General features: G+C 72.2%; 10 protein-coding genes and 1 pseudogene. All 11 read left to right on the top strand.

What is annotated here, in order from left to right:
* Positions 1-11 precede the first annotated feature (11 nt).
* On the top strand, positions 12-1,118 hold the full coding sequence (locus tag ACFQQI_RS16265; RefSeq protein WP_378565510.1) for an acyl-CoA dehydrogenase family protein: 1,107 nt from the start codon (positions 12-14) through the stop codon (positions 1,116-1,118).
* Entirely contained in the window at positions 1,111-2,298 is a 1,188-nt protein-coding gene (locus ACFQQI_RS16270; protein ID WP_378565513.1) for a CaiB/BaiF CoA transferase family protein, read from the top strand. The genes ACFQQI_RS16265 and ACFQQI_RS16270 overlap by 8 nt, the downstream gene beginning before the upstream one ends.
* A complete protein-coding gene (locus ACFQQI_RS16275; RefSeq protein WP_378565516.1) occupies positions 2,295-3,521 on the top strand; it encodes a CaiB/BaiF CoA transferase family protein in 1,227 nt (408 codons plus the stop codon). The genes ACFQQI_RS16270 and ACFQQI_RS16275 overlap by 4 nt, the downstream gene beginning before the upstream one ends.
* Positions 3,522-3,538: 17 nt before the next feature.
* A complete protein-coding gene (locus ACFQQI_RS16280; protein WP_378565519.1) occupies positions 3,539-4,039 on the top strand; it encodes a MaoC family dehydratase N-terminal domain-containing protein in 501 nt (166 codons plus the stop codon).
* An 11-nt stretch (positions 4,040-4,050) separates the two neighbouring features.
* The gene (locus ACFQQI_RS16285; protein ID WP_378565522.1) at positions 4,051-4,491 is read left to right on the top strand and encodes an acyl dehydratase; all 441 of its coding nucleotides are present in this window, start codon (positions 4,051-4,053) and stop codon (positions 4,489-4,491) included.
* Positions 4,491-5,690 (top strand): thiolase family protein, encoded by a 1,200-nt coding sequence (locus tag ACFQQI_RS16290; RefSeq protein WP_378565525.1) that lies wholly within the window; start codon positions 4,491-4,493, stop codon positions 5,688-5,690. The genes ACFQQI_RS16285 and ACFQQI_RS16290 overlap by 1 nt, the downstream gene beginning before the upstream one ends.
* Position 5,691: 1 nt before the next feature.
* Entirely contained in the window at positions 5,692-6,105 is a 414-nt protein-coding gene (locus ACFQQI_RS16295) for a Zn-ribbon domain-containing OB-fold protein (protein ID WP_378565528.1), read from the top strand.
* Position 6,106: 1 nt separating this feature from the next.
* On the top strand, positions 6,107-7,852 hold the full coding sequence (locus ACFQQI_RS16300) for an amidohydrolase family protein (protein ID WP_378565531.1): 1,746 nt from the start codon (positions 6,107-6,109) through the stop codon (positions 7,850-7,852).
* Positions 7,853-7,957: 105 nt separating this feature from the next.
* Positions 7,958-9,568, top strand: a complete 1,611-nt coding sequence (locus tag ACFQQI_RS16305) for an ABC transporter substrate-binding protein (protein ID WP_378565534.1) — start codon at positions 7,958-7,960, stop codon at positions 9,566-9,568.
* A gap of 80 nt (positions 9,569-9,648) precedes the next feature.
* Positions 9,649-10,440 (top strand): enoyl-CoA hydratase/isomerase family protein, encoded by a 792-nt coding sequence (locus ACFQQI_RS16310; RefSeq protein WP_378565537.1) that lies wholly within the window; start codon positions 9,649-9,651, stop codon positions 10,438-10,440.
* A 181-nt stretch (positions 10,441-10,621) separates the two neighbouring features.
* Positions 10,622-10,816 (top strand): annotated as a pseudogene (gene gvpJ / locus ACFQQI_RS16315) (gas vesicle protein GvpJ); the annotation flags it as partial.
* Between the last annotated feature and the right edge of the window lie 823 nt (positions 10,817-11,639).

Here is an 11,639-nt window from a genome sequence, read left to right on the forward strand (position 1 = left end):
GAGGAAGTCCAGTGAGACTGGTCCCCACCGAGGAGGAGCGCGACCTCGCGTCGATGCTGCGCGACCTCCTCGCCGACCACTGCCCGGTGTCCGTGGTGCGCGGGCTGCGCGAGCCCGGGGCCGACCGCTTCCCGAAGCGGCTGTGGGAGGAGCTGGCGCGCGCCGGCGTGCTCGGCCTGCCGTTCGCCGAGGAGCGGGGCGGCGCCGGCGCCGGCCTGGTGGAGGTCGGCGTCCTCGCCCGCGAGGCCGGGCGGGCGCTCTGCCCCTCGGTCGTGCTCGGCACGATCGGGTTGGGACTGGCCGTCGACTGGCTCGGCGACGACGCGCTGCGCGACCGGCTGCTGCCGGCCATCGGCCGCGGCGAGACCCGCGGCGTCGCCGCAGTCGCGAGCCCGTGGGACGCCGACGACGTCGCGCCGACCCTGACCGCGTCGTCCGAGGAGCAGGGCTGGCAGGTCCGCGGCACCCTGCGGCACGTCGTCGACGCCGACCTCGCCGACCTCGTGCTGGCGACCGCGCTGACGCCCGAGGGCCGCACCGTCGGCGTGCTGCTGCGTCCCGGCGACACCGCGCGGGTCGAGCAGCTGCGCACCACGGCCGGCGACCGCTACGCGCGGCTCCACGTCGACGCCACGATCGCGGAGGCCGACGTCGTCACCGAGATCGACCCCGACGCCGTTCGTCGTACGGCGCACGCGCTGCGCGTGCTCGCCTGCCTCGAGCTCGTCGGCGTGACCGAGGCGATCCTCGACCGCACCGTCGACTACACCCGCGGCCGCGAGCAGTTCGGTCGCGCCATCGCGTCCTTCCAGGCCGCGCAGCACCTCGTCGCCGACATGCGCATCGAGCTCCAGGCCGCCCGGCTGACCGCCGAGAGCGCGGCGTACTGGCTCGGCCGCGGCGACGTCGCCACCCGCCAGACCGCGATCGCGGTGGTGCACGCCGCCCGCGCCGCCCGGCGGGCCAGCCTCGACGGCCACCAGCTGCACGGCGGCATGGGCTACGTGCTCGAGACCGACCTGCACCTGTGGTCGGAGCGGGCCCGCGAGCTCGGCGTGCTCGGCGGCGGCCCGGACGTCGCGCTCGGCTGGCTGGAGCGGGAGGTCGTCGATGAGTGACCAGGTGCTCTCCAATGTGCGGGTGCTGGACCTGTCCCGCTGGGTCGCGGGGGAGTTCGCGACCAAGCAGTTCGCCGACTTCGGCGCCGACGTCGTCAAGGTCGAGAAGCCCGGCGAGGGCAGCCTGACCCGGGCGTGGGGCCCCTTCCCCGACGACGTCCCGGACCCCGAGCGCAGCGCGCTCTTCCTGCACCTCAACACCAACAAGCGCTCGGTCGCGCTCGACCTCCGCGACGACGCCGACCGGGCCGTGCTGCTCGGGCTGGTACGCCGCGCGCACGCGGTCGTCGAGTCCTTCCGGCCCGGCCACCTCGAACGGCTCGGCCTCGGCCCCGACGTGCTGCGCGAGCTGAACCCGAGACTGGTCGTCACCCGGATCAGCGCCTTCGGGCAGACCGGCCCCTACCGCGACCGCGAGGCGACCGGGCTCGTGCTCCAGGCCGCCGGCGGCCCGATGAACGCCACCGGCCAGGCCGACCGCGAGCCGCTGCGCAAGCCCGGCCTGCTCGAGCACTACACGGTCGGGCGCAGCGCCGGGCAGGCCACGCTCGCCGCGGTGCTGCGCGCCCGTCGTACCGGACGCGGCGCGACCATCGACGTCTCCGGCCAGGAGGTGCTGCTCGCCGGCGCGGACCGGCGGGCGTCGTACCTGCTCTCGGCGGCGTACTCCGGCATGACAGCACCGCGCGGCGCGCGCAGCCCGCACCGGCACGGCGCGACCTTCACCGGACCCTTCCGTGCGGCTGATGGGTTCGTGATGGTCTACGTGACCAACCAGGCCTTCTGGAACCGCTTCGTCGACCTCGTCGCCGCCGACGAGCCGGCCTTCCGCGAGCGCTTCCGCGACCGGCAGACGGTCAAGGACCAGGACCGCGAGGACTTCCTGGCGTACGTCGCCGCGTGGTTCGCCGCCCGCCCCAAGGTCGAGGCGATGGAGCTCGCCGAGGCGGCGCGCATCCCGGTGACGGCGTTCCTGTCGGTCTCGGAGGTGCTGGCGCACCCGCACTTCCGCGAGCGCGGACTCTTCATCGAGGCCGACCACCCGGTCGCCGGCCGGCTCGAGTACGTCGGCGCGCCGTGGCGGATGGAGCGCGGCTTCGCGCTGCGCAGCACGGCGCCGCTGCTCGACCAGCACGGCGCCGCGGTGCGGGCCGAGGCCCTGGAGGAGGTGACCGCATGAGCGACGACGACCTGCCGCTGGCCGGCATCCGGGTGATCGACCTGACCGTCGTGTGGTCGGGGCCGGGCGCGACCGCGCTGCTCGGCGACCTCGGCGCGGAGGTGATCCGGGTCGAGGGCAACGACCGGCTGAGCCGGCAGGTGTCCGCGAAGGTCACCAAGGAGCTGATCGCGGCGACCGGCTACCACGGCGGCACCTACCCCGAGAAGGACCCGGGCGCCCGCCCGTACGACCGGTCCGCGGTCTTCAACTGGCACGCCCGCAACAAGCTGTCGGCCTGCATGAACCTCGACACCCCCGAGGGCCACCGGGCCCTGCTCGACCTCGTGCGGGTCAGCGACGTGCTGGTCGAGAACAACTCCAACGGCGTGCTGGAGAAGCTCGGCATCGGCCACGAGCGGCTGCTCGAGGTCAACCCGCGGCTCGTCGTGGCCCGGATGCCACCGCTCGGCATGGCCGGGCCGATCAGCGACTACCTGGGCTACGGGCCCAACTTCAACTCGCTCGTCGGCATCGCCGCCATGGACGGCTACGAGGGCGAGGAGCCCGACTCCGCCGGCGAGAACTACCACATGGACGAGGCCGCCCCGGCCGGTCTGGCGTTCGCCGTGCTGGCCGCGCTGTGGGACCGCGAGGAGACCGGGCGCGGCGGGCTCATCGAGTTCCCGCAGGCCGAGAACGTCATCGCCGAGATCGGCGAGTACGTGCTCGACCACCAGGTCAACCGTCGCGACCCGGCCGTGCTCGGCAACGCCGACCCGCATGTCGACCAGGCCGTGCTGCCCGTCGCCGGGGACGACCGGTGGATCGCAGTCTCGCTCCGCGACGACCGCGACCGCCAGGCCGTGACCGGCGTCGTCGGCGGTCCGACCCTCGACGACGTCCGCGCGTGGTGCGCCGGTCGCGAGGCCGACGACGTGGTCGCGGCGCTCCAGGCCGTCGGCGTACCCGCCGGCGAGGTGATGTCGGAGCCCCGGCTGCTGGAGGACCCGCACCTCGCCGACCGCGGCTGGTTCCGCGAGCGGCAGCACCCGTCCGTCGGCACGCACCGCTACCCCGGCCACCCGTGGCGCACCGACGACTTCGAGCTCCGGCACGGCCGTCCCCTGCCCGGCTTCGGCGAGGACAACGAGCACGTCTACCTGACGGTGCTCGGCTACGACCGCGCGACGTACGACGACCTGGTCGCCCGCGGCCTCGTCACCGACCACCAGATCGCCTGACCCGATTGAGGAGATCCTTGACCACCACGAGCCTGATCCCGCCCGACGTCGCCGCCCGCGTCGGCACCGTCGCCGCGACCGCCTCCGGTGAGGTCAACCGGCGCGAGTGGCAGCGCTGGGCCGTCGCGGTGAAGGACCACAACCCGCTGTGGTTCGACGCCGACGCCGCCCGCGCCGCCGGGTACGACGACGTGGTCGCGCCGCCGCTCTACGTGCAGTACGCCGTGCTCGGCGTGACGCCGCTCGACGGGCTGCGCCCCGACGGCTCCTCGGGCGCGGTGTCGGGCAACCTGGTCTTCCCGGACGCCCCGCGCCGGATGGCGGGCGGGGAGAGCACGACCTTCCACCTGCCCTGCTATCACCGCGACGAGATCACGATGGTCCGCACGATCGAGTCGATCGTCGACAAGCAGGGCCGGTCCGGCTCCTTCGTGCTCGTCACCTGGCGCACGACGTACACCAACCAGCGCGACGAGCTCGTGGCCGAGGCCAGCACGTCGATGATCGCCCGCCCGTGAGGAGCCCTGCCGTGCCCGACCAGGTCTACGCCGAGGACGTCGCCGTCGGCGACGCGCTGCCGCCGCTGCCGGTGACGGTCGACGAGACGCAGATGTTCTTCTTCAGCGCCGCGACGTACAACGGCCACCGCATCCACTACGACAAGGGCTGGGCGCGCGACACCGAGGGCTACGAGGACGTGCTGGTCCAGGGCCCGCTCCAGGCCGCGCTGCTCGCCCGCGCCGTCACCGACTGGATCGGCCCGGCCGGCCGGCTGGTGACGTACTCCGCGCAGAACCGCGCGGTCGCCTTCCCCGGCCAGGAGCTGACCTTCGGCGGCACCGTCACCGCGGTCCGCGAGGACGGCGACCGCACGCTGGTCGACCTCGACCTCGCGGCCACCCGCGGCGAGGACGTCCTGATGCCCGGCAGCGCCGTGGTGTCGCTGCCGCGCCGGGGCGGGGCCGCCTGATGGGCCTGCGCGGAGAGGCGGCGATCGTCGGGATCGCCGAGCTGCCGGCCGAGCGGAAGCAGACGCGGCCCGAGCTCTTCACCCTCGACCAGTACGCGCTGCTCGCCAAGATGGTGGTCGAGGACGCCGGGCTCACGCCGGACGTCGTCAACGGCCTGGTGACGCACGGGATCCAGGAGTCCGACATGTTCGCCCCGGCGACGCTGTCGGAGTACCTCGGCCTGCCGCTCGACTACGGCGAGCGGGTCGACCTCGGCGGAGCGACGTCGGCCGGCATGGTCTGGCGCGCCGCGGCCGCGGTCGAGCTCGGCATCTGCGACGCCGTGCTGTGCGTCGTACCCGGCTCGCTGATGCTGCCGCGCTCGACCCGTCGTACGCCCGTCGACCCCGGCTGGTACGGCGCGTCGAGCAACAAGTACGGCTCGCCCCAGGCGGAGTTCGAGATCCCCTACGGCAACGTCGGGCAGAACGGCCCCTACGCCCAGATCGCGCAGCGCTACGCGGCGGAGTTCGGCTACGACCCCAAGGCGACCGCGAAGATCGCGGTCGACCAGCGCACCAACGCCTGCGCCCACCCCGGCGCGGTCTTCCACGGCAAGCCGATCACGGTCGACGACGTGCTCGGCAGCCCGATGATCGCCGACCCGATCCACATGCTCGAGGTGGTGATGCGGGTGCAGGGCGGCGCCGCCGTGCTGGTGGCGAACGCCGACCTGGCCCGGCGCTCGCGCAACCGGCCCGTCTGGGTCAAGGGCTTCGGCGAGCACCTGTCCTTCAAGACCCCGACGTACGCCGACGACCTGGTGCGCACCCCGATCGCCCGCGCCGCCGAGACGGCGTTCTCGATGGCGGGCCTGGAGCGCGCGGACGTCGACATGGCGTCGGTCTACGACTGCTACACGATCACGGTGCTGATGACGCTGGAAGACGCCGGCTTCTGCGCCAAGGGCGAGGGCATGCAGTGGGTGACCGAGCACGACCTGACCCACCGCGGCGACTTCCCGGTCAACACGGCCGGTGGGCAGCTGTCCTTCGGCCAGGCCGGGATGGCGGGCGGGATGCACCACGTGGTCGACGGCGCGCGCCAGGTGATGGGCCGCGCCGGCGAGGCCCAGGTGTCCGACTGCCACACGGCGTTCGTCACCGGCAACGGCGGCATCATGAGCGAGCAGGTCGCCCTCCTGCTCCAGGGAGCGTGAGATGAGCGAGACCCGACCTGTCCCCGAGCCGACGCCGGTGTCGCAGCCCTTCTGGGACGCGCTGCGCGAGCACCGGATCCGCATCCAGTACTCGCCGTCCTCGGACGCCTACGTCTTCTACCCGCGCACGCTCGCGCCCGGCACGCTGGCCGACGACCTCGAGTGGCGGGAGATCTCCGGCGCCGGGACCCTCTACACGTTCACCGTCGCCGAGCGCCCGACCGCGCCGCCGTGGGCGGACGCCGTCCCGCAGCTGCTCGCCGTCGTCGAGTGGGACGAGGGGCCGCGGCTCAGCACCGAGCTGGTCGAGGTCGACCCGGTCGACATCCGGGTCGGCATGCGGGTCGAGCCGGTCTTCTGCGACGACACCGACAGCGGCATGACCATGCTGCGCTACCGACCGGCCGGAGGCTGACATGGCAGAGCACGACCTCGTCGTCCGGGGCGGCACGCTGATCGACGGATCTGGCGAGGACCGCCGTACGGCGGACGTCGCCGTCCGCGACGGCATCGTCACCGAGGTGGGCCGCGTCTCCGGGCGCGGTCGTGAGGAGATCGACGCCGACGGTGCGCTGGTGATGCCGGGGTTCGTCGACCTGCACACGCACTACGACGGGCAGGCGACCTGGGACAGCTACCTCCAGCCGTCGTCCTGGCACGGCATCACGACCGTCGTCATGGGCAACTGCGGCGTCGGCTTCGCGCCGGCGGTGCCCGAGGACCACGGACGGCTCATCGCGCTGATGGAGGGGGTCGAGGACATACCCGGCGTCGCGCTCACCGAGGGGCTGGCGTGGGACTGGGAGACGTTCCCGGAGTACCTCGACGCGCTCGAGCGCCGGCCGCACGACCTCGACCTGGCCGCGCAGGTGCCGCACGCGGCGCTGCGGATGCGGGCCATGGGCGAGCGGGCCGTGGCCCACGAGCAGGCCACCGACGACGAGATCACGGTCATGGCGACGCTCGCCGCCGAGGCGGTCCGGGCCGGTGCGCTCGGCTTCACGACGTCACGGACGCTCAACCACAAGACCCGGGCGGGCGAGCTGACCCCGTCGTACGCCGCCGGCATCGCGGAGCTCGCCGCCATCTCCCGCGCGATCGGCGAGACCGGCACCGGCGTCCTCCAGCTCGTGACCGACTGGGACGACGAGACGATCGAGACGGACTTCGAGCTGATCGCGACGATGGCCCGGTCCGCCGGCCGGCCGATGTCGTTCTCGCTCGCGCAGAGCCCGGCGTACCCGGACCGCTACCGCAAGGCGCTGGACTTCCTGGTGCGGGCCAACGACGAGGGCCTGCGGATGCGCGCCCAGGTCGCCGCCCGCGGCATCGGGATCCTGCTCGGCCTCGACTGCACGCTCAACCCGTTCTCGGGCAACCCGGTGTGGCAGGAGCTCGCCGACCTGCCCGTCGAGGAGCAGGCCCGGCGGATGCGCGACCCGGAGGTCCGGCGGCGGGTGCTGGAGCTGGGCGTCGTGAAGTCCCCCAACATCATCGGCGGGGCGCTCCTCGACGCGTTCCACCTCATGTTCGAGCTCGGCGACCCGCCCGACTACGAGCCCGACCCGGAGCAGACCCTCACCCGGAGGGCCGAGCGCGCGGGCGTCCCCGTCCAGGAGCTCGTCTACGACCGGCTCGTCGCCGACGGCGGGCGCGGCATGCTCTACATGCCGTTCGCCAACTACGTCGACGGCAGCCTGGACGGCGCCGGCGAGATGCTCGCCCACGACTTCACGGTGCCCGGCCTCTCCGACGGCGGCGCGCACGTCGGCACGATCTGCGACGGCAGCTTCTCCACGACGCTGCTGCAGCACTGGGCGCGCGACCGCGAGGCCGGCCGGCTGACGCTGGAGCACGTCGTCTCGCGCCAGGCACGCGCCACGGCCGAGGCGGTCGGGTTGTACGACCGCGGCCTGCTGCGCCCCGGCTACAAGGGCGACCTCACCGTGGTCGACCACGACCGGCTGCGGCTTCACAAGCCGGAGATGCACCACGACCTCCCGGCCGGCGGACGCCGGCTGCTGCAGCGCGCCGACGGCTACGTCCGGACGGTCGTCAACGGCGTCGTCACGTACGCCGACGGCGAGGCGACCGGCGAGCTGCCGGGGCGCCTCGTCCGGGGCGCACAGCGCGACCCGGAGGCGCCGTACCGGGCAACGTGATCGTTTCGTTGCTCGAAACATGCTCGACAGAAGTATGCCGAATAGATATGGTCCGAGAAGATTCCCGGAAAAGTGGGACCGGGTGTTTCAAGCCGAGGAGATGGCATGAACCGACGTAACGTCCGTGGCCTGAAGAGCGCGATCGCCGTGATGGCCGTCGTCGCCCTGGTGGCCGGATGTGGGGGATCCGACAGCGACGACCCGGAGGCGCAGCAGCCGGGAGCCAAGGAACGCACGTACGAAGAGGGCATGATCGGCGAGGACAGCGGGGGCGACCCCGTCGACGGCGGCACGCTCAGCTTCGCCGCGTTCTCCGAGCCGGCCGCGCTCGACCCCGGGGTCACGATCGCCGCCGGCTCGACCGGTGGCGTCGAGATGGCGGCCATCTTCGACACGCTGATGCGCTATGACACCGCGGAGCAGGACTTCGTGCCGCGCCTCGCGGAGTCGCTCGAGCCGAACGAGGACTTCACCGAGTGGACGATGACGCTCCGCGACGGCGTGAAGTTCAGCGACGGGACGGACCTCGACTCGGCCGCGGTCAACTGGAGCCAGGAGCGCTACGTCAAGAAGCCCGGTCCCGAGACCGCGCTGTGGGCCGGCAACGTCGCCGCGATCGAGACGCCCGACCCGCTGACCGTGGTCTACAAGCTCAACGGCCCCTGGCCGCTCTTCCCGAGCATCCTGAGCACCGGCCCCGGCATGATCGTCGCGAAGGCGTCCGACGCCGGCGGCGAGTACAAGCCGATCGGCGCCGGCCCGTTCGTCTTCGACAGCTGGAAGCCGCAGGAGGAACTGGTCCTCAAGGCCAACGAGGACTACTGGGACGGCCGCCCGCACCTCGACGAGTTCCGCTCGGTCTTCCTGTCCGACCAGCAGACGGCTGCGGACTCGCTCGAGAGCGGCTCGCTCCAGGTGGCCTTCATGCGTGACCCCGACAAGGTCGACGCGCTGCTCGACGAGGGCGTCGGCGGCTACATGAACATGGTGGCCGCGTCCAACCTCGCTGTCATCAACGCCAACGAGGGCCGGCCCGGCGAGGACGTCCGGGTGCGCAAGGCGATGGCGCTGGCGATCGACCCGAACCTGATCCGCGAGCGCGCGGTCGACGGGCACGGCCTGGCCGGCTCGACGATCTTCCCGGAGTACTCGCGCTGGCACGGTGAGACCGAGGGCATCCCGTACGACCTGGAGGAGGCGAAGGCGCTGGTCGAGGAGGCCAAGGCCGACGGCTTCGACGGCAAGATCACCTACACCGACCAGTCCGACCCGGTGTCTCGCGCCAACGGGCTCGTCGTGAAGGCCAGCCTCGAGCAGGTCGGCTTCGAGGTCGAGCTCAACCTGCAGCGCACGGTCGCCGACACGATCACCTCGGTGGCCGTCAACCAGGACTACGACGTGGCGGGCTGGGGCCTGAGCTTCCGCGAGGGCGACCCGTTCTCGAAGATGTTCTCCACCACCGACAGCGAGAGCCCGGCCACGCTCGGCATGGCGACGAGCCCGGAGATGGACGCGGCGCTCGACGAGTTCAAGCAGGCCTCGGAGGAGGCCGACCAGCTCGCGGCGATGGACAAGATCCAGCAGATCTCGAACGAGCAGGTGTCCTACCTCAACTGGGGCCCGGTCGCCGAGTACTCCGCCTTCGCGGACGACGTCCACGGCGTCATCGGTGGCATGAACTCGATCATCCTGCTCGACAAGGCCTGGATCGGCTGACCTCCCGATCCGGTCTCGCCACTGCCCGGCAGCCTCCCCCAGGCTGTCGGGCAGTGGCATCTCCACATCCAGGAGGCTCCATGACCACGACGGTGCGCACGGAGGTCGACGCCGACGGCGTCGCTCTGCTCACGCTCGACGGGCCCGAGCGGCTGAACGCCTTCTCCCGCCGTACGGCGCAGGAGCTGGGTGACGCCTACCGCGCCTGCGACGCCGACGACGCCGTGCGGGTCGTCGTACTCACCGGCGCCGGCCGCGCCTTCTGCTCCGGCGCCGACCTCACCGAGCCGAGGGTCTTCTCCGACGCAGACGCCGACTTCACCGCCTCACCCGTGCGCCCCCGGGCCTGGGAGGTGCGCAAGCTGGTGATCGCCGCGATCAACGGCCCCGCCGTCGGCATCGGCCTCACCCTCGCCCTCCAGTGCGACCTCCGCATCGTCGCCGAGGACGCCCAGCTCGCCATCCCCCAGGTACGCCGCGGCATGCTCGGCGACGCCGGCAGCCACCACACCCTCCGCCGCCTGGTCGGGCTCACTGTTGCCGCCGACCTGCTGCTCACCGGCCGCGCCATCACCGGGCGTGAGGCGGCTGCACGCGGCATCGCCACCCAGGCCCTGCCAGCCTCCGATGTATTGCCCGCCGCCCTGGCTGTCGCTCGCGACGTCGCGGTCCAGGTCAGCCCGGCGGCTGTGGCCCTCAGCAAGCAGATCCTCTGGTCCGGCGGCGATCCCGACGAGGTTGAGGAACATGAGACCGCCGCCCACCGCCTCCTCATGGCCCACCCCGACGCCCTCGAAGGGCCCATAGCTTGGCGAGGGGGGCGGTCGCCTCAGTGGGAGTATCGAGTGTCAGAACTTCCCGACCCGATCTGACGGCAGCTGCCGTCAGGACCTGTGGCCTATCGCCCAGAATGCTCCACGCGGTCGGAACCCAGTGTGTCCGGACTCAGCCGCACCCGGCCGGGCCCAACCCCGCGGGTACCTAATCTCCGCGACATGCGCCGCTGCCCTGCCGGGTACGTCGACCATGGGCTCCGGGGGGAGCGAGGGGGACATGGCAAGGCAGCAGAGCGGCTACTTGGCGCGCCCGAAGCCAAGCGGTCTCGCCGACGTGGTGGAGATCGTGTTGGACAAGGGCATCGTCATCGACGCCTACCTCCGGGTGTCTCTCCTCGGCATCGAGCTGCTGACCGTGGATGCACGCGTCGTGGTGGCCAGCGTCGACACCTACTTGCGGTTCGCGGAGGCGACCAACCGACTGGACCTGGAGAAGAGGGGCGGCACAAGCTTGGTCGACGCGCTCACCGAGGAAACAGAAACGGTGGTGACGGGCGTCGCGACCAACGTCGTCGAACACAAGGTCGACGACGCCATGGACACCGTCGGCACCACGCTCGGACGTCCGGCCGAGAAGGTCGCGCGCTCTGCTGCTGGCAAGGCCGTGGATGTCGCTGAAGCCGTCGCCGACAAGGCGATTGATGCGGCCCAGGGCTCTGAGCCGAAGTAGCGCCGCCGGGGCGTCCCTCGCGCCCCCTCAGCACGTTCGGGATGAAGACGTCTGTGCTCAGCCGTTCAGGTCGAACCCGTCGTATGCGCCGCGGGCCCCACCCGTGCGGATCCTCCTGCGAGCTCGGGATCCCATCACTGTGGATGGTCCCGGAGAGGCCACCGCGCTTCCAGCGGCGCTCGTGGACAAACGCGACCAGCAGCATGACGACGGCGAATGCAAGGACGAACCACAGCGTCATCTGAGTCACCTCCACGCCGCCGCAGATGCCAGATTCCGCCCGAGCGGCTGTGAACGCTCATGACCCTGCAGTGCCATCCTTGACCAGCGGCGCCGCTGCGAGCTCACTCGCAACTTGCGCGTCACCGGCACCGGCCGCAGGCGAGGTCGGACCGGTACACGGCGGACGCGGGACCCCGCGGTCCGCCGGGCCACGTCGCCCGCTGATGACGGGATCTGCGCTGCGAGTGCGCTTTCGAGGGCGCGTCTTACCGGCACCCCTCTGACGTCAACCCGCAGTCTTGAGGTGTTGTCGGCTCGGGCTCTTCCGGGGGCGGTGGCCGGG

Origin of the sequence: Nocardioides sp. GCM10030259 (assembly GCF_042666375.1) — a bacterium.
In the GTDB taxonomy this organism is placed as follows: Bacteria; Actinomycetota; Actinomycetes; order Propionibacteriales; family Nocardioidaceae; genus Nocardioides.